The 19,922-nt window shown below is 64.7% G+C and carries 19 protein-coding genes; 8 read left to right on the top strand and 11 right to left on the bottom strand.

All coding sequences use genetic code 11. The features are described from left to right. Window positions 1–211: 211 nt before the first annotated feature. The gene (locus V2L18_RS21185) at window positions 212–1,450 is read left to right on the top strand and encodes a porin (RefSeq protein ID WP_336180340.1); all 1,239 of its coding nucleotides are present in this window, start codon (window positions 212–214) and stop codon (window positions 1,448–1,450) included. 88 nt (window positions 1,451–1,538) lie between these two features. Here the strand turns inward: V2L18_RS21185 and V2L18_RS21180 are convergent, their stop codons facing one another. Beyond that, the gene (locus tag V2L18_RS21180) at window positions 1,539–3,890 is read right to left on the bottom strand and encodes a transglycosylase SLT domain-containing protein (RefSeq protein WP_336180339.1); all 2,352 of its coding nucleotides are present in this window, start codon (window positions 3,888–3,890) and stop codon (window positions 1,539–1,541) included. 276 nt (window positions 3,891–4,166) lie between these two features. Between V2L18_RS21180 and dapA the strand changes: the two genes are divergently transcribed. The 6 genes from dapA (at window position 4,167) to parC (ending at window position 9,653) form a co-directional block, all read left to right on the top strand. Continuing rightward, window positions 4,167–5,045 carry a 4-hydroxy-tetrahydrodipicolinate synthase gene (dapA, locus tag V2L18_RS21175; protein ID WP_336180338.1) on the top strand — a complete coding sequence of 293 codons (879 nt, stop codon included), beginning with the start codon at window positions 4,167–4,169 and terminating at the stop codon, window positions 5,043–5,045. Between the two features lie 122 nt (window positions 5,046–5,167). Further along, a complete protein-coding gene (smpB, locus tag V2L18_RS21170; RefSeq protein WP_336180337.1) occupies window positions 5,168–5,650 on the top strand; it encodes an SsrA-binding protein SmpB in 483 nt (160 codons plus the stop codon). Window positions 5,651–5,652: 2 nt separating this feature from the next. Then, window positions 5,653–5,880, top strand: coding sequence for a hypothetical protein (locus tag V2L18_RS21165; RefSeq protein ID WP_336180336.1), 228 nt, complete (start codon window positions 5,653–5,655; stop codon window positions 5,878–5,880). A gap of 76 nt (window positions 5,881–5,956) precedes the next feature. Continuing rightward, window positions 5,957–6,700, top strand: a complete 744-nt coding sequence (recO, locus tag V2L18_RS21160; protein WP_336180335.1) for a DNA repair protein RecO — start codon at window positions 5,957–5,959, stop codon at window positions 6,698–6,700. Window positions 6,701–6,971: 271 nt separating this feature from the next. After that, a complete protein-coding gene (locus V2L18_RS21155) occupies window positions 6,972–7,265 on the top strand; it encodes a type II toxin-antitoxin system RelE/ParE family toxin (RefSeq protein ID WP_336180334.1) in 294 nt (97 codons plus the stop codon). Window positions 7,266–7,364: 99 nt separating this feature from the next. Next, window positions 7,365–9,653 (top strand): DNA topoisomerase IV subunit A, encoded by a 2,289-nt coding sequence (gene parC / locus V2L18_RS21150; protein ID WP_336180333.1) that lies wholly within the window; start codon window positions 7,365–7,367, stop codon window positions 9,651–9,653. A 228-nt stretch (window positions 9,654–9,881) separates the two neighbouring features. Here the strand turns inward: parC and era are convergent, their stop codons facing one another. The 9 genes from era to rpoZ form a co-directional block, all read right to left on the bottom strand. After that, window positions 9,882–10,895: a GTPase Era gene (era, locus tag V2L18_RS21145; protein WP_336180332.1), complete on the bottom strand. Its 1,014-nt coding sequence runs from the start codon at window positions 10,893–10,895 to the stop codon at window positions 9,882–9,884. After that, window positions 10,892–11,605 (bottom strand): ribonuclease III, encoded by a 714-nt coding sequence (gene rnc, locus V2L18_RS21140; protein ID WP_336180331.1) that lies wholly within the window; start codon window positions 11,603–11,605, stop codon window positions 10,892–10,894. Before rnc ends, era begins: the two co-directional genes overlap by 4 nt. A gap of 7 nt (window positions 11,606–11,612) precedes the next feature. Next, window positions 11,613–12,368: a signal peptidase I gene (gene lepB, locus V2L18_RS21135; RefSeq protein WP_336180330.1), complete on the bottom strand. Its 756-nt coding sequence runs from the start codon at window positions 12,366–12,368 to the stop codon at window positions 11,613–11,615. A gap of 322 nt (window positions 12,369–12,690) precedes the next feature. Next, window positions 12,691–13,116, bottom strand: coding sequence for a holo-ACP synthase (gene acpS, locus V2L18_RS21130; RefSeq protein ID WP_336180329.1), 426 nt, complete (start codon window positions 13,114–13,116; stop codon window positions 12,691–12,693). Further along, window positions 13,113–13,871 (bottom strand): pyridoxine 5'-phosphate synthase, encoded by a 759-nt coding sequence (locus V2L18_RS21125; RefSeq protein ID WP_336180328.1) that lies wholly within the window; start codon window positions 13,869–13,871, stop codon window positions 13,113–13,115. The genes acpS and V2L18_RS21125 overlap by 4 nt, the downstream gene beginning before the upstream one ends. Beyond that, complete coding sequence (locus V2L18_RS21120) at window positions 13,868–14,479, bottom strand: DUF2062 domain-containing protein (protein ID WP_336180327.1); 612 nt, start codon at window positions 14,477–14,479, stop codon at window positions 13,868–13,870. The genes V2L18_RS21125 and V2L18_RS21120 overlap by 4 nt, the downstream gene beginning before the upstream one ends. Window positions 14,480–14,613: 134 nt before the next feature. Further along, complete coding sequence (pyrE, locus tag V2L18_RS21115) at window positions 14,614–15,195, bottom strand: orotate phosphoribosyltransferase (RefSeq protein ID WP_336180326.1); 582 nt, start codon at window positions 15,193–15,195, stop codon at window positions 14,614–14,616. A gap of 51 nt (window positions 15,196–15,246) precedes the next feature. Further along, window positions 15,247–17,478: a bifunctional (p)ppGpp synthetase/guanosine-3',5'-bis(diphosphate) 3'-pyrophosphohydrolase gene (locus tag V2L18_RS21110; protein WP_336180325.1), complete on the bottom strand. Its 2,232-nt coding sequence runs from the start codon at window positions 17,476–17,478 to the stop codon at window positions 15,247–15,249. A gap of 372 nt (window positions 17,479–17,850) precedes the next feature. Beyond that, complete coding sequence (rpoZ, locus tag V2L18_RS21105) at window positions 17,851–18,246, bottom strand: DNA-directed RNA polymerase subunit omega (protein ID WP_336180324.1); 396 nt, start codon at window positions 18,244–18,246, stop codon at window positions 17,851–17,853. 622 nt (window positions 18,247–18,868) lie between these two features. On the opposite strand from rpoZ, the gene V2L18_RS21100 reads away from it, so the two are divergent. Further along, complete coding sequence (locus tag V2L18_RS21100) at window positions 18,869–19,453, top strand: NYN domain-containing protein (protein ID WP_336180323.1); 585 nt, start codon at window positions 18,869–18,871, stop codon at window positions 19,451–19,453. Window positions 19,454–19,501: 48 nt separating this feature from the next. Here the strand turns inward: V2L18_RS21100 and V2L18_RS21095 are convergent, their stop codons facing one another. Continuing rightward, on the bottom strand, window positions 19,502–19,909 hold the full coding sequence (locus V2L18_RS21095; protein ID WP_336180322.1) for a hypothetical protein: 408 nt from the start codon (window positions 19,907–19,909) through the stop codon (window positions 19,502–19,504). Between the last annotated feature and the right edge of the window lie 13 nt (window positions 19,910–19,922).

The following is a 19,922-nucleotide window of genomic DNA, read 5'->3' as shown; positions in this document are numbered from 1 at the left end:
CGCGCGGTCGGGACCGATTGCGCCGGGGCCATTTCGCCATGATTCAAAAGAATGTTTCAAATAGGACACACTGTTGCGGGAATAGCCGTCTTCACCGCGCGATCGGCATGACTTTGGTTGTCTGCGCGTGGTGCCCCCTCTAGGTTCGCCGCAGCTTTTGACGCGGGGGCGATCCGATGGTCCCCCCGGGATGTTTCGGAGAATCAACAACATGAAGAAGAACACGCTGCTGCTCGCCGGTCTTGCCGGATTTGCCGGCCTTGGCGCTGCGCAGGCGGCGGACCTGCCGTCCGCTCCGGAGCCGGTCGATTACGTTCGTGTCTGCGATGCCTATGGCGCCGGCTATTTCTATATCCCCGGTACCGAGACCTGCCTGCGTATCCAGGGCGGCATGCGTGTCGAGCTGCGCTTCCAGGACTTCGCCGATGACGGCAACGTCGCGTGGGGCTCGCGCAACGGCAATGGCACGACGACACGCGCGCGCGCCTATGTCCGCTTCGATTCCCGCACACAGACGGAATACGGCCTGTTGCGCACCTATGTCGATCTGTGGTTCACCCAGGATTCGGGCAGCGACAACCCGGACGTGGAGCTGCGCGACGGCTTCATCCAGTTCGGCGGCTTCACCTTCGGTCGCGCGGAATCGTTCTTCGACTTCTACACCGGCGACAACTGGGGCTCGATCATCCAGCAGGGCTTCTCCGATCACCGCACGAACCTGTTCGCCTACACCCACGGCTTCGGCAACGGTTTCTCCGCCACGCTGTCGGTGGAAGATGGAACGTTCTCGCGGAATACGGCCGTTCGCACCCGGGATCTGTCAGATACGTATGACGTGTACGGTGGCCACAAGATGCCGGACCTGGTCGCCAACGTTCGCGTCGATCAGGGGTGGGGCTCGGCGCAGATCATGGGCGCTCTCCATGAGGTGAATGGCGGCGAAATCGTTGTTGGCGGCACGCCGACCGGTAATACCGTGCGCGATACTGAGATCGGTTGGGCGATCGGTGCGGGCGCGACGTTCAACGTCCCGATGCTCGCGCCGGGCGACACGATCAGCATCCAGGGCGCCTACTCCAATGGAGCGGCACGGTATGTCCATGAGGATGCCATCGCGCCGGACGCGATTGACCGCTCCTCGGACGATCTTGAGTTGCTCGAGGCCTGGGGCATCGGTGCCGGCATGACCCATCACTGGACGCCGACGATTTCGTCCGCACTGACGGCAACCTACACCAGGTACAGCCTTGATGTTCTGAGTGCCGACTTCGACGTCGACCAGATCGGCGTTCAGGGCAATGTGGTCTGGTCGCCGGTCGCCGGGTTCCTGATGGGCGTCGAGCTGGAATACAAGACGGAAGACTGGGACATTAACGGAGGTTCGGTCGGAAGCACGTTTGCCGATGACGACACGCTCGTCGGCGTGTTCCGCGTCCAGCGCACGTTCTGATCGTTCCTGCGATCTGAAAAGCAAAAGGCCCGGTGGAGCGATCCGCCGGGCCTTTTGTGTCTGTCTCGTCGTTTCGCGCGACGGCGCCTCAGTTCGGCTTGCCGCGTGAGAGATCGGCGGCGATGTTCAGGCCCTTGCCATCGATGCGGGCGCGGTAGACCTGCAGGTTCTCGGTGATCCGCTGGACGTAGTTGCGCGTCTCGGTAAACGGGATGCGCTCCACCCAGTCTACCGGGTCGACCTTGCCGGACCGCGGATCGCCGAAGCGGTCGATCCATTCGTAGACGCGGCGGCGCCCGGCATTGTAGGCGGCGAACGTCATGATGTAGGAGCCGTCGAACTCGTCGATGAGCTCCCTCAGGTGCTCCGCGCCCAGCGTGGCGTTATAGGCGGGATCGCTGGTGAGCGCCGATTTCGAATACTTCATGCCGGCCTTGCGGGCGGTCACCTTGGCGGTGCCGGGCATGAGCTGGAGGAGGCCAAGTGCGCCGGCGCTGCTTTTGGCGGCCGGATTGAACGCGCTTTCCTGGCGCGCGATCGCATAGACCACGGGCTTTTCCACGGCCGAAATCTTTGCCTTGCGCGGGATCGCCTCGGTGGGGAAGGCGAGGGGGGCCGCGTCGTTGTTGTGTCCGGCCGCCAGCTTGCCGACCATGAGCGCGAGCTGATGCGTGCCCCGCTCTTCCGCCAGTTGCGCGAGAAGGGCGGCCTGACCGGCTGTCGGCAAGGTCAGGGCAAGCGTTCTGAACAGCAGCGTCGTTTCGTCGAACTGGCCGGCCTTGTCCATGCGGCGGATGGCGTGGACGAGTTCGTTGCGCTCAAACGCCAGCCTGTCGGTGGCGGTCGGTTTCGGGGCGTGCGGAACGGCCGCCTGGGCCATGCCGAGCCGGGTGCGGGCGAGCTGGCCGTAATAGGTGGTGCCGAAGACGGCGGCCTGGCCGTAGGCCGCGTTTGCCGCCTGTTTCTTTCCCTGCGCCTCCAGCGCGCGGCCGATCCAGTATTGCGCGCGCGAGATGGTGATCGGCGTCGTGCCGACGCGGGCGATGTTGCGGAAATGCGGCTCGGCGCGGCGCGCGTCCTTCAGGAAGCGCAGGGCATACCAGCCGGCATGGAATTCGGCTTCCGCATATTTGGCGGGCGAGAGCGCGCCGTGATTGGCCGCGATGGCGTAGGCCGCGCGCGCATCGCCCAGATCGAGCGCCATGCGCGATTCAAGCCGCCGTTCGATCCACCATTCATCTGGATCCACAAGCGCTTCCTGCTTGGTCGGCGCCTTCAGCATCAGCTTGACGGCGGCCTTGTCGTCGCCGGAGCGGCGCAGCATCTGGATTTCGGCGAAGACGTAGCCGGCGCGCGAGCGTTCGGAACGCGGCACGGCGTTCATCAGCTTCTTCTGGTCCTTGGAACGGCGGATGACGGCGACGCGGGCCTTCACATAGGCGCGTGCCGCGGAGCCGAGCTTGCCGGAGAGCTCCAGCGCGTCGCTGGTGCGCTCCCTGTAGAGAAGCATTTCCACGCGGCGGTCGTGATCGGCGGTGCGCAGAAGCGAGCCGAAGTCGCGCAGGATCATCCGTTCGGAGCCTTCATCGAACGTGTCCGTGCGCCAGACCTCGCGGATGATGCGGGCGGCATCGCTGGTCCGGCCCGTGTCCATGAGCGCGCGCGCATAGGCGACCTTGCCGGTCAGCGTGATCGGCCCGGCGCTGCGATAGGCGGCGAGAACAGCCGCGTCCTCGGGTTTTTCGCGGGCGAATGCCACCTCGGCGCGCCGGCGCATCAGCTTGGCGTTCGGCCAGTGCGGCGCCTCGCGGGCGAACTCGGTAATGAAGGAGGCCGGCACCACCGGATCGCCGGAGACGATGATCTGCCAGTCGATGATGCGGCGGTCGAGCGAGGGCGACATCCGGTTGCGGATGGCGAAGGCGGCGGCGACGTCGCGCTTGTCGATGGCCTCCAGCGCGCTCTTCAGCTGGGCGACGGAACCGGCGCTGTCGGGCGCGGAAATGCCGAGGGGTTCGGCCGCGTCCTCGTCCTCCGACTGCAGCGGCGAACGTGTCGGCGTCGGCACCGTGTAGGCGGGCGCGGGGGAGGGATCGGCATAGGCGATGGCGCCGGTGATCTCCGGCTTGCGGTCGGGCACGGGCGTCTGCCCGGCGACGAGCTGGGTGATCGCCTCGCCGGGCGTCGCCGCAGGGCCGGCGTAGGCTGCGGTTGATTGCGGCTTGGGCCGGGGCAGGGTGCTGGTACCTTCGAAGGCGCGTGCCGCCTCGATGCCGGGCAGTGCGGCAAGAGGTCCGGCGATGGCGGCCACAAGGATCGTGCGCAGTCCCGTGAGCGTGCGGCAGCCGTTACGCGCTGGCACGCGCGGCGGCGTCCTGGGGCCCTGCGGCTGGTTATCGGCCCGGGGAGCGGTCATCGCGCTGGTCTCGGCAGTGGCCATTCATGCATCTCGCATTCGGCGTAAATCATTGGAAAAGGGGACTTCGGCCCCGAAATGTCCGGATCGTCTTCGCGACAATGCTAGCGCTTCACCGATTAACGGGCCGTTTACCAAACCAGCCGCGCCGAAGGCATTTGTGTGGCCGAAGCAAGGCGGCAAAACGCTTGTGACTGCGCCGAAACCGCGGCTTGCCGAGGCTTTCGCGGACGACTATTGTCCGGCGCTATCCAACCGCGCGAAGGCGGCAGGAAAACGGCAGAACTAGAGGAAGCCAGAATGTTCAAGGGATCTTATACCGCACTCGTGACACCGTTCCGTAATGGTTCGGTCGACGAGAAAGGGTTCCAGGATTTCGTGGACTGGCAGATAAAAGAGGGCTCTCACGGTCTGGTGCCGGTGGGGACCACGGGCGAGTCGCCGACCCTGTCGCATGACGAGCACAAGCGCGTGGTGAAGCTGTGCGTGGATGCCGCCGGCGGACGCGTGCCGGTTGTCGCCGGCGCGGGCTCCAACAACACGACCGAGGCGATCGAGCTTGCGCAGTCGGCCGAGGCTTCGGGCGCCAACGGCGTTCTGGTGGTCACGCCCTACTACAACAAGCCCAATCAGGAAGGGCTCTACCAGCACTACAAGGCGATCAACGACGCCATCTCCATTCCGATCATCATCTACAACATCCCGCCGCGTTCGGTGATCGACATGACGACGGAGACGATGGCGCGGCTGTTTGCCGACTGCAAGAACATCGTCGGGGTGAAGGATGCCACTGCCAATATCGCGCGGGTTTCCGACCAGCGCGAGGCGATGGGGGCGGAGTTCAACCAGCTCTCCGGCGAGGACGGCACGGCGCTCGGCTACATGGCGCATGGCGGCCACGGGTGCATTTCGGTGACCGCCAATGTCGCGCCGAAGCTGTGCGCGGAGTTCCAGCAGGCGTGCCTGTCGGGCGATTTCGCCACCGCGCTCGCCTATCAGGACCGGCTGATGCCGCTTCATCGGGCGATGTTCCTTGAACCGAGCCCGGGCGGGGCCAAATATGCCCTGTCGGTGCTCGGCAAGATGGAAAACCGGCTGCGTCTGCCGCTGGTGCCCGTCACCGAGCCGACCCAGGCGAAGATCCGCGATGCGATGGTGCATGCGGGCCTGATCAACTGAGGCGATCAACCGAAGGCGGCGCGCGCGGCCGTGCGCGCCGTTTGCGTTGAACTTGCGAAACAATCACGAGGCCGGGCTCTCGTTTCGAGGTCCGGCCTCGCGCGTCACGAAGGATGATCCCGATGGCTCCCAAGAAGGCGGGCGAGCACACGAACCGCAAGGTCGTCGCAGACAACCGGAAGGCCCGGTTCAACTACGAGATCATCGACACGCTGGAGGCGGGGCTGGAGCTGACCGGCACCGAGGTCAAGTCGCTGCGCGCCGGCAAGAGCATGATCGCGGAATCCTACGCCACGGAGCAGGGCGGCGAGATCTATCTGATCAACAGCTTCATCCCGGAATACCTGCAGGGCAACCGCTTCAACCACGAGCCCAAGCGCCCGCGCCGTCTTCTCCTTCACAAGAAGGAGATCAACAAGCTGATCGGTGCCATCCAGAAGGACGGCATGACGCTGGTGCCGCTGAGGCTCTATTTCAACGACCGGGGCCGAGCGAAGCTGGAACTCGCGGTCGGGCGCGGCAAGAAGCTGCACGACAAGCGCGAGACGGAAAAGAAGCGGGACTGGGACCGCGAGAAAGGGCGTTTGCTGCGCGAAAAGGGCTGAGGATGACGACCGTCGCCGAAATCCGCGCCGAAGGCGCCCGCCTCGCCATCTGCTGCCCGAACTGCGCGCGGCTGCGCTATCTCAACATCGACCGTCTCGACCAGAACGCGAGCCTGGAGGCGGTGGCGGCAGGGCTCAAGTGCACGCGGTGCCTTGAGCCGGAAATCGAGGTGCGGGTCATGCGGCGCGATCCTGAAACGGGGTTCTGGCCGGCGGAAAGCGCGAGGTGAGGGCAGGCTCGTGCCACCCGGCCGGTCGCTCCGTCATTCTCCCCGCGCAGCACCCGGAATCGTCTAATCTCCCCCCATGGAATGGACCGACGACGCCATTATCCTTGGCACGCGCAGACATGGGGAAACCTCCGCGATCGTGGAGGTGATGACGGCGGAACGCGGCCGGCATCTGGGGTTGGTGCGCGGCGGGCGCTCGCGCAAGATGCAACCGACGCTGCAGCCGGGAAATTCCGTTCGTCTGACGTGGCGCGCGCGCCTCGACGGACATCTCGGCACTTTCCAGGTGGAAGGCCTCGAACTGAGGGCGGCCGCCCTGATGGAGACGCCCATCGGCATCCACGGCGTGCAGACGCTGGCGGCCCTGTTGCGCCTGCTGCCCGAACGCGATCCGCACCCGACCCTCTACGCCGCGCTTCAGGTGGTGCTGGAGCACATGGACGATGCAGGCGTAGCCGCCGCGCTTCTGGTGCGCTTCGAGCTGGAAATGCTGAACGAACTGGGCGTCGGGCTCGATCTTTCGGCCTGCGCCGCGACCGGCGTGACGCAGGATCTCGTCTGGGTCTCGCCGAAATCGGGCCGTGCGGTGAGCCGCGAGGCGGGCGCACCCTATGCAGACAAGCTCCTGCCGCTGCCGGCCTTCCTGCACCGGATGCAGGGCACGAATGTTCCGGCCAGCGCGACCTTTCAGGAACTCGTCGACGCCTTCCGCCTGACGGGCTTCTTCCTCGACCGGCACGTCTACGGCCCGCGCGAATTGCCGTGGCCGACATCGCGCGAGGCGTTTGTCACGGCGATGAAGCGGGCGCTGATCGACTAATACCATCGCGGCGTTGGTGATTTGAACCCGAACTGTTATTCTTGGTCCATGAGTGAGACGTATCTTGATGGCAGGATCATTGTGACCTCTCTCGCCGCTCCGACGGCGGCGGACCTGGTGGCTTTGCGCGCCTTGTCGGAGGATGACCGAAACGCGCTCCTGCGCGAGGCGGTCGAACGCGGGCGACGGAGCCCGACAAGCCATCTCACCATGGGCGATATCTGGCAGCGAGCGCTCGACGGGGCGGCAGCGCTCAAGGCCAAACGTCAAAATGCCTTATAGGCTCTCGACAGGAGCGGTCGCCGATCTGGAAGCTATCCTTATTGAAGGCATCACGACCTTTGGGCAGGAGCAGGCTTTCAAATACCAGATATCTTTTCAGCACATATTTGAACTTCTTGCCTCAGCCCCTCGGCTCGGCCGGCGCTCCGATCCGGCAAATGAAAGTCATCGCCGGTTCGTCCATGGATCGCACGTCATCTTCTATCGTATCGAAACGGACGCCATCGAGATCGAACGGATCATCTATGGTCCGCTCATAACCGATGTTTGGGGCGAAGACTGACCTCTGTCGCGTGCCACTCCGAGCCGGTTTTCCTCGCAATCCCGCCCTTCCGCGCTTTCCCGCCTTGCGCGATTCGTGCGCCCGCGATACCCAGAACACATGGGAAACGAGCTGATTCCGCCCGGTGGGGCAGGTGGTGGCGCCGGAGGTCCTAAGGGGCCGGACGGCATCGAGCAGATCAACCTGCGCGAAGCGCTGGAAGAGCGCTATCTCGCCTATGCGCTCTCCACCATCATGCACCGGGCGCTGCCCGATGTGCGCGACGGCATGAAGCCGGTGCACCGCCGGCTGCTCTATGCCATGCGGCTCCTGAAGCTCGATCCCGGCCAGGGCTTTAAGAAATGTGCCCGCATCGTCGGCGATGTCATGGGTAAGTTTCACCCGCACGGCGACAGCGCCATCTACGACGCCCTCGTGCGTCTGGCGCAGGACTTTTCCCAGCGCTATCCGCTCGCCGAGGGACAGGGCAATTTCGGCAATATAGATGGCGATAGCGCCGCCGCCATGCGTTACACCGAGGCCCGCCTCACAGAGACCGCGCGCCTTCTGCTGGAAGGCATCGACGAGGACGCCATCGACTTCCGCGAGACCTACGACGGCCTCGACGAGGAACCGGTGGTGCTGCCCGGCGGCTTCCCGAACCTGCTCGCCAACGGCTCCGCCGGCATTGCGGTGGGCATGGCGACCTCGATCCCGTCGCACAACGTGGCCGAGATCTGCGACGCGGCGCTGCATCTGATCAAGCACCCGAACGCGCCGGTGGAAAAGCTCGTCGAGTTCGTCAAGGGCCCTGATTTCCCAACCGGCGGCATCCTCGTGGAAGATCCGGCCTCGATCCTGGAGGCCTACCGGACCGGGCGCGGCGGCTTCAAGGTACAGGCGCGCTGGAACAGGGAAGAGACCGGGCGCGGAACCTGGGTGGTGGTGGTCACCGAGATCCCCTATCAGGTTCAGAAGTCGAAGCTGATCGAGAAGATCGCCGAGCTTCTGATGGCCCGCAAGCTGCCGCTGCTCGCCGATATCCGCGACGAATCCGCCGAAGACATCCGCATCGTGCTGGAGCCGCGCTCGCGCAATGTGGACGAGAACCTGCTGATGGCCTCGCTGTTCAAGCTGACCGAGCTTGAAAGCCGCTTTCCGCTCAACATGAACGTGCTTTCGCGCGGCCAGGTGCCGAACGTTCTGGGCCTGAGGGACGTGCTGTCGGAATGGCTGGAGCACCGCAAGGAAGTGCTCATCCGCCGCTCCCAGCACCGGCTCGACAAGATCGAGCACCGGCTGGAGGTTCTGGAAGGCTATCTCGTCGCCTATCTGAACCTCGATGAGGTGATCCGGATCATCCGTTACGAGGACCAGCCGAAGGCCGAGTTGATGAAGGCCTTCAAGCTCACGGAAATCCAGGCGGAAGCCATCCTCAACATGCGGCTGCGCTCCCTGCGCAAGCTGGAGGAGATGGAGATCCGTTCCGAGCACGACAAGCTGTCGGCCGAGCGTGACGAGCTGAACGCGCTTCTCGCTTCCGACGATCTGCAGTGGAAGACGATCTCCGGCGAAATTCGCCAGATGCGCAAGACCTACGGCCCGGAAACCGTGATCGGCAAGCGCCGCACGGATTTCGGCGAGGCCAAGGAGATCGACGTGGAGGAGATCCACAACGCCATGATCGAGCGCGAGCCGATCACGGTGGTGGTTTCCGAGAAGGGCTGGATCCGGGCCATGAAGGGCCACATACAGGACACCTCTACCCTGTCCTTCAAGCAGGGCGACGCGCTCGCCTTCGCCTTCCCGGCGGAGACGACCGACAAGCTTCTGGTGTTCTCCACCGGCGGCCGCTTCTACACACTGACGCCGGACCGTCTGCCCGGCGGGCGCAGCCAGGGCGAGCCGATCCGCCTGATGGTCGACATGGACCAGGATCAGGACATCGTCGCCGTCTTCGTGCACAAGCCGGGCCGCAAGCTGCTGGTCGCGGCCACCGACGCGCGCGGTTTCGTCGTGCCCGAGGACGAGGTGGTCGCCAATACCCGCAAGGGCAAGCAGGTGCTGAACGTCTCCGCCGGAGCCGAAGCCAAGCTCTGCGTGCCGGCGGATGGCGACCGCGTCGCGGTCATCGGCATGAACCGCAAGCTGCTGGTCTTCCCGCTGGAGCAGGTGGGCGAGATGACGCGCGGGCGTGGCGTCCGGCTGCAGCGCTACCGTGACGGCGGGATTTCGGATGCGGCGGTGTTCAAGGCTGAGGACGGATTGACCTGGGTCGATTCCTCCAGCCGCAGCTTCACCCGCACGCTGGAGGAACTGGCCGACTGGTGCGGCGACCGCGCCCAGGCCGGACGGCTCCCGCCGCCGGGCTTCCCGAGGTCGAACAAGTTCGGCACGAACAAGCTCTGAGGGCTTTCGCGGGCACAGGCTCCGTCCGGGTGATCCAGCACGTTCCGCATACGCCGCAGCCTGCGATGGATTGCCCGGACGAAGCCGGGCAATGACGACGGAGAGGCCTTTGCGGGAGGCACAGGCATAAAGCCCGGAGCCTCGAACAAGCTCCCTAACTCATTCCACGCTTTGGAGAGCGGCCGTCTCGAAGGATGGCAGCTTGTGTCCGTCTATCCGCGAATTGCCCTAGCGCGGGAATTCCAGTCCCATCTCGCGGTAGCGTTCCGGGTCGTTGCCCCAGTTCTCGCGCACCTTCACGAACAGGAACAGGTGGATCGGGTGTTCCACCATCGCCGCGATATCCTGGCGGGCGGATTGCGAGATCGCCTTGATGGTCTGGCCGGCCTTGCCGAGCACGATCTTCTTCTGGCTCTCGCGCTCAACGTAGATCGTCTGTTCCACGCGCGCCGAACCATCCTTCAGCTGCTTCCACTGGGTGGTTTCCACCGTGGAGGCGTAAGGGATCTCCTGGTGCAGCCGCAGGAAAAGCTTCTCGCGGGTGATCTCCGCCGCGATCATGCGCAGCGGCAGGTCGGAGATCTGGTCTTCCGGGTAGAGCCACGGGCTTGCGGGCAGGTGCTCGGCGAAATAGTCCATCAGATCTTCGGCACCGTCACCGTCGAGCGCGGAGATCATGAAGGTCCGGTCGAAGGGAACTTCCGCGTTGGCACGTTGGGCGAGCGCCAGCAATTCTTCGCGTTTCGTGACGTCGATCTTGTTGAGGATCAGCACCTTGCGCCGCTTCAGATCCGCCAGCCGCTTGAGGATCGGGGCGATCTCGTCGTCGATGCCCTTGCGCGCGTCGATGAGCAGGGCGACGATATCTGCTCCCTCCGCGCCGCTCCACGCGGTGTCCACCATCGCCCGGTCGAGCCGGCGCTTCGGCGCGAAGATGCCGGGCGTGTCGACGAACACGATCTGCGCCGTCCCGTGGATCGCCACGCCGCGCATGATGGCGCGCGTCGTCTGCACCTTGTGGGTGACGATCGAGAGCTTTGCTCCGACGAGCCGGTTCAGAAGTGTCGACTTGCCCGCGTTGGGCGCGCCGATCAGCGCGACGAAGCCGGCGCGGGTTCCTTTCGCGGCCGCGGTGTCTTGGCTGGCATCGGTCTCGTTCGGGGCGCCGTTTCCGGCGGTATCGGATGTCACGGTCGGTTCGATCTCGTTGTCGTTGTCGTTGTGTCGGTCGTTGCCGGTCATTGGTCGGATCCCGACCAGACGCCTTCGCGGCGCAGGACGGCCTCGGCCGCTGCCTGTTCGGCAAGCCGCTTGGAGGGGCCGGTGCCCGATCCGGTATCCATGCCGTCGACCGCCACGGTAACGGTGAAGAGGGGGGCATGATCTGGGCCGGAGCGCTCGGCGATCCGGTAGTTGGGGGTGGCGAGGCCCTTGCCCTGCACCCATTCCTGAAGCGTCGTCTTGGCGTCGCGCTGGTCGCCGGACCACGCCAGCATGCGGCCGCGCCAGTGCTTTTCGACGAAGCGCCGCGCCACGTCCCACCCGGCGTCGCGGTAGAGCGCGCCCAGAACGGATTCGCAGATATCGGCGAGCAGCGCCACCTTGGCGCGGCCGCCGGACTGCGCCTCGCTCTCGCCGATCACCATCAGCGCGCCGATGCCGAGTTCGGCCGCGACTTCCGCGCACGTCTCGCGCTTGACCAGATGGTTGAGCCGGCGGGCCAGCTCGCCTTCCTCCGCCTTCGGGTAGGTCTGGAACACCATGTCCGCCACGGCAAGGCCCAGCACGCGGTCGCCCAGGAATTCCAGCCGCTCGTAATTTTCCGTGGCGCTGCGCGCCGAGGGCAGGGCGCTTGCGTGGGTCAGGGCACGGATGATCAGCGAGCGGTCGGAGAATTCGTGTCCGAGTTCGCGTTCAAGTTGGTTCAGCGCAGGGCTGGTGTCTCGTGCCATTCCATCCTCAAAGTATCTTGAAGAGCCGGTCCCAGCGAACGGTCCACGGCCACTTCCAGAACATCCAGGCCGGCTCGCCGTCCTCCACGGAGAAAAACAGGATCTCGGCCTTGCCGACAAAGTTTTCAAGCGGCACATAGCCGACGCCGGATCCGTGGACGCGGCTGTCGGAGGAGTTGTCGCGGTTGTCGCCCATCATGAAGTAGTGCCCTTTCGGCACCGTGAAGAGCTCGGTGTTGTCGGCCGCCCCGTTGGGGGTCAGGTCCAGGGTATCGTAGGACACGCCGTTGGGCAGTGTCTCGCGGTAGCGCGCGACGCGCCGGGTCTCGCCGTAGGCGTCGGTCTCGATATAGTCGTCGATGCGCTCGCGCGGGACGATCTTGCCGTTGATGTAGAGCCGGTCGTCGATCATCTGAACCGTGTCGCCGGGAAGGCCGATCACGCGCTTGATGTAGTCGGTGGAATTGTCGCGCGGCAGCTTGAACACGGCGATGTCGCCGCGCTGCGGCGTGCCTTCCCAGATGCGGCCGGAAAACGGCGCCAGGCCGAAGGGGAAGGAATAGCGCGAGTAGCCGTAGCTGAACTTGGAGACGAACAGGTAGTCGCCGATCAGCAGCGTGTCCTTCATTGATCCCGACGGGATGTTGAAGGGCTGGAAGAGGAAGGTCCTGAGAACCAGGGCCAGCAGCAGCGCCTGGATGACGACCTTCACGGTCTCGCCCCAGCCGCCTTTCTGACTGTTCTTGTCGCTCGCGTCGCTCATCGGGTCCTTCGCGTCCATCCTGCTTCGCGCTCTCTTGCGCCATCGAGGCACAGAAAAGCGCGCGTCCAGTGTTCGGCCCGGCCGAGGCGGGCGTTGTCTCAATCGTGGCTGCGCCGGCGTCCGGCAAGGGCGCGCGACGTCTCACCCGGGGGCCGGGCCGCTGTCGCCCGATGCCGTCCGTCCCCTCATCCGGTGTCGATGTCCGGCATGCCGCCGGCCTTGGGAAACCTTGTCGATGATTCCCGCGGCGAAAATGCGCAGACGAGCGTCTTGATACCGGGTCCGTTCGCAACCTGCAACGCAAGGGGCTGCGGATGGCGGGTCATTTGCCCGGATCGAGGGCCGATGGCCAGTCCTCGGGCCAGGCGGAAATCACCACAAAGGCCTGCGCCAGCGGATAGTCGTCGGTGATTGTGATGTCGATGCGCGGGGCAAAGCCGTCCGGCACCATGCGGGCGAGGCGCGCCTCCGCCTTGCCCTTCAGCGCCACCGTCGGCTGGCCGGATTTCAGGTTCACCACGCCCATTTCCTGCCAGCGGATGCCGCGAATGCCCGTGCCGAGCGCCTTGGAGGTCGCCTCTTTGGCGGCAAAGCGCTTGGCGTAGGAGGCCGCGCGCTCCTGGCGGCGTTCCGAACGTTCGCGCTCGATCTCGGTGAAGACGCGGCGGATGAACCTTTCGCCGAAGCGCTCCAGCGTCCGCTCGATCCGGCGGATGTCGATGAGGTCGGAACCGATTCCGATAATCATGCTGTCGCGGCCGCGCCGCGTGCGGCCTCCATCAGCCGGCGCATCCCGGCGATTGCGCCTTCCAGCCCGACGAAAATCGCCTCGCCGATCAGGAAATGGCCGATGTTGAGTTCGCGGATCTCGGGGATGCGGGCGATGTCGGTGACCGTATCGTAGGTCAGGCCGTGACCGGCATGGACCTCCAGCCCGATATGGGCGGCGTGGCGGGCGGCCTCGCGCACGCGCTCCAGATGGGCGGCGCGCGCCTGCGCATCGCCGGAAAGTGCCGCCTCGCAATAGGCGCCGGTGTGAAGCTCCACGACCGGGGCGCCCAGCGCACGGGCGGCGTCGATCTGGCGGGCGTCGGGTTCGATGAACAGTGACACCCGGATATCGGCCTCGTAGAGCGCCTCGACGATCGGCTGGAGCATGGAAAACCCGCCCTCGGCGTCGAGCCCGCCCTCGGTCGTGCGCTCCTCGCGCCGCTCCGGCACCAGGCAGGCGGCGTGCGGCCGGGTCTTCAGCGCGATGTCGCGCATCTCCGCCGTCGCGGCCATTTCCAGATTGAGCGGAATGGCGAGACGCTGTTTCAGCAGGGCGATGTCCTCATCGCGGATGTGGCGCCGGTCCTCGCGCAGATGCGCGGTGATGCCGTCGGCGCCCGCGGCCTCGGCGGCGAGCGCGGCGCGCAGCGGCTCCGGGTGCGGGCCGCCGCGGGCGTTGCGCACGGTCGCGACGTGGTCGATGCTCACGCCCAGGCGCAGACGCGTGGTCATGAGGTCTTCTCCAGTGGGCCCGGCTTGATGGCGGCCGGGTGTGCATCCTTTGGCTCGGCGCGCGTCGCCTCCCTGCGTGCGGAGAGCTTTTCGCGGCGCGTGGCCTGATAGGTGCGTACCATACCGTAGACGATGAAATATGCGATAGCGCCGGCGATGAAGCCGAGCGGCAGCGAGCCCACCAGCATCGGCTTGAAGATCGGCCAGATCGCGTCGATCGACTGATGGAACAGGTCGAGCTTCAGCGGATGATGGCCGGCCGTGGCGGGATCGTGACCGAGCAGCACGTGGCCGAGCCGGTAGGTGGAGGCCCAGATGAAGGGAAAGGTGAGTGGATTTCCGACCGCCGTCCCCAGCGCGGAGGCCAGCATGTTGCCGCCGATCAGGAAAGCCACGAAGAAGGCCAGCATGAAATGGAAGCCGACAAACGGCGTGAACGAGGCGAAGGTGCCGGCGGCAAAGCCGATCGCCACCGCATGCGGGCTCGCCGTCAGCCGAAGCACCCGCTTGGCGAAATATTTCGCCGAGCGGGTGAAGCTGTGGCGGGGCCACAGTGCGATGCGGACCCGTTCTGCCCAGTTGGGCTGGTTGCGACGCTGGAACAGCATTTCGACGCTTCTGATCGACCGATATCGGCAGTGAACTCGTGGCGCCTCCTTATCGCAAGGGGGCACCGCTCAGATGAGGATGCGGACGGTCCCGGGCAAGGGGCGCGGTCCGGTGCATCCCGGGAAGAGAGACTTCAGGCAAGCCCCCGGCTGCCGGGCTTGACCGCCGGCAGGGCGGCCAGTTCCGGTGGCAGGGCGTCGGCCGGGTAGGCGGGCACCTTGTATTCGGCAAGCGCGATCAGCGGCACGCCGCAATCGGCCTCCCCGGCGGATCGGTCGATCAGGCAGGCGCAGCCCACGACTTCGGCGCCCATGGCCCTCAGCGCCTCGACCGTCTCGCGCGAGGACAGACCGGTGGAGACGATGTCCTCCACCACGATCACCCGCGCGCCCTTTTCCATCTCGAAGCGGCGCAGCCTCAGTTCGCCATCCTCGCGCTCCACCCACATGGCGGGCACGCCGAGATGACGGGCGGTCTCGTAGCCGGGAATGATGCCGCCGAGCGCGGGCGAAACGATGTAGTCGATCGGGCCGAGATTGGCCGCGCGGATGCGCTCGGCAAGCGCCTTGCACAGGATCTCGGTGCGCTCGGGATACTGGAAAACGCGCGCCTTCTGCAGGAAGACCGGGCTTCTGAGGCCCGACGACAGGATGAAATGACCCTCCAGAATGGCGCCCGATTCCCGGAATACGGCCAGAACCTCGTCCTTCGTCATGTCGTCCTTTCCCTGCGGCGACGCGGAAGGCGTCTTGCGCGTCATGTCGGTTCAGTGGTTCACCCGCTGCACGTTGGAGACCACCTTGGCCCCGCGCAACTGGTTGATGATGCGGTTGAGATGTTTCAGATCCCATACTTCGAGATCGATTGTCATCTCGTGAAAATCGGCAGCGCGGCCCATCATCTTGATATTGTCGATGTTGCCGTCGTTGTCGGAGATGATGCGCGCGATCTCGGCCAGCGTACCCGGCTCGTTGATCGCCGCCACCGACACGCGCGCGGGAAAACGCTCCGGATGCTCGGTGTCGATATCCCAGCGGACGTCGAGCCACTGGTCGTAGTCGTCGAAATCCCTCAGCGCCTCGGAGTGGATCGGATAGATCGTGATGCCTTCGCCCGGCGTCAGGATACCGACAATACGATCTCCCGGCACCGCGCCGCCATCGGGGGCAAAGCGGATGGGAAGATCGCCCTTGCGCCCCTGGATGGGGAGGGAGGCCGTCTCCTCGTTCGAGCCGGCCGGCACCCGGAACTGCAGGCCGGAGCCGCCTTCCAGATCGAACCAGCCGTCCTTGCGCGCGACATCGGCCGACGTCGCCCGCTCGGTGCCGATCTGTTCGCGCTGGGCTTCCTCGTGCGCCGGGTCGATGACATTGAGAACGTCGGCGGCGTGGATCTCGCCGCGCCCGACCGCGGCCATCAGGTCCAGCACGGAGGCTTGCGAGAAGCGCAGCAGAACCGGGGCGAGCACCTGATCGTTCAGATCCAGACCGCGCCGCTCGAAGCCGCGGGTCAGGATGTGGCGGCCAAGGGTTGCGTATTTTTCGCGCTGGGCCTCGCGAATGGCACGGCGGATGGCGGCGCGGGCCTTGCCGGTGACGGCGATGGTGAGCCAATCCTCGGTCGGCTTCTGCGCGCCGGAGCGGATGATCTCCACCTCGTCGCCGTTCCTCAGCTCCGTCACCAGCGGCACGATCTGGCCGTTGATCTTGCAGCCCACCGTGGTGTTGCCGATGTCGGTATGGACCGCGTAGGCGAAGTCGATGGGCGTGGCGCCGCGCGGCAGGGCGATCAGGCGACCCTTGGGCGAGAAGCAGAAGACCTGGTCGTGGAAGAGCTCCAGCTTGGTGTTTTCAAGGAATTCTTCCGGCGTGTCGCCCTGGGACAGCATGTCGATGGTCTGGCGCAGCCATTCGTAGGCGCGCGATTCATCTGCAAGCCGCGCGATGTTGCGCCCGCCCTTGACGCCGTCCTTGTAGAGGGCGTGCGCGGCGATGCCGTATTCGGCGACGCGGTCCATTTCCCGGGTGCGGATCTGCAGTTCCACGCGCTGGCGCGAGGGGCCGACGACGGTCGTGTGGATGGACCGGTAGTCGTTCTGCTTGGGCGTGGAGATATAGTCCTTGAACCGGCCCGGAACGGTCGGCCAGGCGGTGTGGATGACGCCGAGGACTGCGTAGCAGGTCTCAACGTCCTCGACCACCACGCGGAAGCCGTAGATGTCGGAGAGCTGCTCGAAGCCGATCGACTTCTGCTCCATCTTGCGGAAGATGGAGTAGGGGCGCTTCATCCGTCCGCGCACGGTCGACTGGATGTGGCGCTCGGCCAGACGTTCGGTCAGGTCGCGCTCGATGTCGCCGATGAGCTGGGCGTTCTTCTCGCGCAGGCTCGCCAGCCGTTCGGTAATCGTCTGGAAGGCTTGCGGGTTTATGGTCTTGAAGGCCAGCTCTTCCAGCTCGCTGCGCAGGTCCTGCATGCCCATGCGGCCGGCGAGCGGGGCGTAGATCTCCATCGTCTCTTCGGCGATGCGCTTGCGCCGCTCGTCTTCCTTGACGAAATGCAGCGTGCGCATGTTGTGCAGCCGGTCGGCCAGCTTGACCAGCAGGACGCGCACGTCGTCGGCGATCGCCAGCAGGAGCTTGCGGAAGTTCTCCGCCTGCTTGGCACGGCGCGAGACCAGATCGAGCCGGCTGATCTTGGTCAGCCCGTCGACGAGCTTGCCGATCTCCTCGCCGAAGACCGTGTCGATCTCGGTGCGGGTGGCGTCGGTGTCCTCGATGGTGTCGTGCAGCAGGGCCACGGCGATGGTGGCGTCGTCGAGCCGCAGATCGGTCAGGATCGCGGCGACTTCCAGCGGGTGGGAGAAATAGGGATCGCCCGAGGCACGCATCTGCATGCCGTGCTTCTGCATGGCATAGACGTAGGCCTTGTTGAGCAGCGCCTCATCGGTGGTCGGGTTATAGCGGTTGACCCGTTCGACGAGTTCGTATTGGCGCATCATGGTGGTGGCGACGCATTCCTGAAGCAGGCCGCAAACGGCCGGGTTTTCGTATGATTATATGGATTTAACCTTAGATAAGTTACCCGTTTGCGAAGCGCCAGATCATTCTGCCGTCTCCACGGCGCGCCTTATGCCGTTCCCGCCTGGTTCGTCGCCCGAAATTGCGGCGCGCAGCTTTGCGGGTCCCGCATCGACAAAGAGTGGCACTGACGTTGAAAAGGGCGGGGCGCTCCTTGCGCTTCCGCCCTTTGATACGCATTCGGTGCGAGCCGCGCGCCGGGCCTGTCGTGGGAGCCTGTCGTGGGGTCCCGTCGCGCAGGGCGGCCGGAGCGTGCCTTTTTTCGGACCGGGATGTCCGGTCCGCCGGCCGGCTCAGTAGTCGTCGTTGCGATCCGGCGGGACGAGGCCTTCCAGGCCCTTCAGCAGGTCTTCTTCCGACATCCGGTCGAATTCGATCGGCGGCTCGGAGGAATCCGTCGCGGGACCGGCGGAGGCGGCGCTCGGCACCATCGGCACGGCTTCCGGTTCCGGCTCGTCGACCTCGACGTATTTCTGCAGCGAATGGATCAGATCTTCCTTGAGATCTTCCGGGCTGATGGTCTGGTCGGCGATCTCGCGCAGCGCGACGACGGGGTTCTTGTCGTTGTCGCGATCGATGGTCAGCGGCGAGCCGGAGGCAATCATCCGCGCCCGGTGGCTGGCCAGAAGCACCAGATCGAAGCGGTTGTCGACCTTGTCGATGCAGTCTTCGACAGTCACACGCGCCATTGCAGGTCTCCAGTCGAGGGCCGCTGATGGCAGAATTCCGCCATTTTGGCCCGATGTCTCGTTGGCGTGCGACGGTTCCGGGCCTCTGGGCTCAGCCTGAGAGGGGCCGGACGCTCTTTCGCGCGCATGGGAATGAACTCGCCTTATTAGGGATTTCGCGGCGCAAATGCAAGGCCGCAGTGGAGGTGCCGAAGGTATCGAGGTGCCGCGCATCGGCGGTGGTCTCCCGGTATGCGGTGCGGAGTCGCGAGGTCGTCGGCCTGATGGTGTCTCTACCCAGACCCGTTCGGACTTGCGGTGCGGCAACCACGTGCATGTCGTCGCGAAACGCTTCGGGTAACCTTCGGGATCTCTTGGGATTTGTCTCCACGGTCAAATAATTTCCGATAATTTCCGATGAGAACCGCGATTTGCACGAAATCTGTAGTGGTACTGTGTTCTTGCACGCGATAATATTTTATACTACACACGCAAAAAACGAAGATGGTCGCATTGGCTCGGGCTCCTTGCCTAATTTTTTAGTGCTGATTATGGTCCCGGGTTCGGGGTTTCGCAGCTGATCGGCCTCATTCTTATCTGTGCACATGGCAAGTCCAAACCCATAGAAGAAAAGAGAATAAAGATGTTTGACCCGCGCGAGAAAGTTGCGCTGTTTATTGATGGCGCAAATCTCTACGCAACCGCAAAATCCCTCGGCTTCGACATCGACTACAAGCGGTTGCTGAAAGAATTCCAGGGTAAGGGATATCTTCTGAGGGCGTATTATTACACTGCTCTCGTTGAGGATCAGGAGTATTCATCGATCCGTCCTCTCATCGACTGGCTCGATTATAACGGTTACAAAGTCGTTACAAAACCTGTCAAAGAATTCATCGATGCTTCCGGCCGCCGCAAGATCAAGGGCAGCATGGACATCGAGCTGGCGGTCGATGCCATGGAAATGGCGGAGTACGTCGACCATCTGGTGTTGTTCTCCGGCGACGGCGACTTCCGCTCGCTGGTGGAAGCGGTGCAGCGCCGCGGCCGCAAGGTTTCGGTCGTCTCGACCCTGCAGACCCAGCCGCCGATGATCGCCGACGATCTGCGTCGTCAGGCCGATCACTTCATTGATCTCAATACGTTGGCGAACAAGATCGGCCGCGATCCGGCCGAGCGCCAGCAGCGCCAGGCAGAGCGCGAGCGTGAAGAGGAATTCGACGACCTGTGAGCCCGGGGTCGCTTCGCGCGGCCTCAGCTTGCCGACACCCCGAACGAGTTAGCGAAAGGCCGGGTCCCGCGATCCGGCCTTTTCGTTTCCGCCGACCTGGGGCAAGTGCTGGCGCGCTGCGGTCGGCTTGCGGTGCCCGGGGATAAGGACGGCGCAAGGGGCGGAGTGCGCGCGACCGGCCGAACCAACGCGATCTCGTAAAATCATCATTGAATTCAACGAGGTGCGGCCTTTTCCTCGGCTTTTTGCATGTGTTTCGAATTTCATTCGAATTTCCTCGAATTTCCGGCTTTCTACGAGAAAATGCGAAAAACGTGCGAAACCGGCGCCATCGGGACGAAGCGCTTTCGCCTGTCGGCCGCGCGGCGGAGCGATCTGGCGTAGTGTGACGGCGGACGGGACGCGATTCGGGTCCGACGCCGACGCGCGCCGGTCAATGCCGATCGTCCGGATCATCGCCCCCTTTCGT

This window comes from Breoghania sp. JC706 (assembly GCF_037026715.1).
In the GTDB taxonomy this organism is placed as follows: domain Bacteria; phylum Pseudomonadota; class Alphaproteobacteria; order Rhizobiales; family Stappiaceae; genus Breoghania.
This window is presented reverse-complemented; position numbering and strand designations above follow the sequence as displayed.

Excerpts from the sequence above, each read along its gene's own strand:
- acpS (WP_336180329.1), bottom strand. The coding sequence starts at position 13,116 with ATGATTATCGGAATCGGTTCCGACCTCATCGACATCCGCCGGATCGAG.
- V2L18_RS21110 (WP_336180325.1), bottom strand. The coding sequence starts at position 17,478 with ATGATGCGCCAATACGAACTCGTCGAACGGGTCAACCGCTATAACCCG.
- V2L18_RS21125 (WP_336180328.1), bottom strand. The coding sequence starts at position 13,871 with ATGACCACGCGTCTGCGCCTGGGCGTGAGCATCGACCACGTCGCGACC.
- rnc (WP_336180331.1), bottom strand. The coding sequence starts at position 11,605 with ATGGCACGAGACACCAGCCCTGCGCTGAACCAACTTGAACGCGAACTC.
- lepB (WP_336180330.1), bottom strand. The coding sequence starts at position 12,368 with ATGAGCGACGCGAGCGACAAGAACAGTCAGAAAGGCGGCTGGGGCGAG.
- V2L18_RS21120 (WP_336180327.1), bottom strand. The coding sequence starts at position 14,479 with ATGCTGTTCCAGCGTCGCAACCAGCCCAACTGGGCAGAACGGGTCCGC.
- V2L18_RS21155 (WP_336180334.1), top strand. The coding sequence starts at position 6,972 with ATGCCTTATAGGCTCTCGACAGGAGCGGTCGCCGATCTGGAAGCTATC.
- recO (WP_336180335.1), top strand. The coding sequence starts at position 5,957 with ATGGAATGGACCGACGACGCCATTATCCTTGGCACGCGCAGACATGGG.
- V2L18_RS21165 (WP_336180336.1), top strand. The coding sequence starts at position 5,653 with ATGACGACCGTCGCCGAAATCCGCGCCGAAGGCGCCCGCCTCGCCATC.
- smpB (WP_336180337.1), top strand. The coding sequence starts at position 5,168 with ATGGCTCCCAAGAAGGCGGGCGAGCACACGAACCGCAAGGTCGTCGCA.
- dapA (WP_336180338.1), top strand. The coding sequence starts at position 4,167 with ATGTTCAAGGGATCTTATACCGCACTCGTGACACCGTTCCGTAATGGT.
- V2L18_RS21180 (WP_336180339.1), bottom strand. The coding sequence starts at position 3,890 with ATGGCCACTGCCGAGACCAGCGCGATGACCGCTCCCCGGGCCGATAAC.
- V2L18_RS21100 (WP_336180323.1), top strand. The coding sequence starts at position 18,869 with ATGTTTGACCCGCGCGAGAAAGTTGCGCTGTTTATTGATGGCGCAAAT.
- rpoZ (WP_336180324.1), bottom strand. The coding sequence starts at position 18,246 with ATGGCGCGTGTGACTGTCGAAGACTGCATCGACAAGGTCGACAACCGC.
- pyrE (WP_336180326.1), bottom strand. The coding sequence starts at position 15,195 with ATGACGAAGGACGAGGTTCTGGCCGTATTCCGGGAATCGGGCGCCATT.
- era (WP_336180332.1), bottom strand. The coding sequence starts at position 10,895 with ATGACCGGCAACGACCGACACAACGACAACGACAACGAGATCGAACCG.
- parC (WP_336180333.1), top strand. The coding sequence starts at position 7,365 with ATGGGAAACGAGCTGATTCCGCCCGGTGGGGCAGGTGGTGGCGCCGGA.
- V2L18_RS21185 (WP_336180340.1), top strand. The coding sequence starts at position 212 with ATGAAGAAGAACACGCTGCTGCTCGCCGGTCTTGCCGGATTTGCCGGC.
- V2L18_RS21095 (WP_336180322.1), bottom strand. The coding sequence starts at position 19,909 with ATGATCCGGACGATCGGCATTGACCGGCGCGCGTCGGCGTCGGACCCG.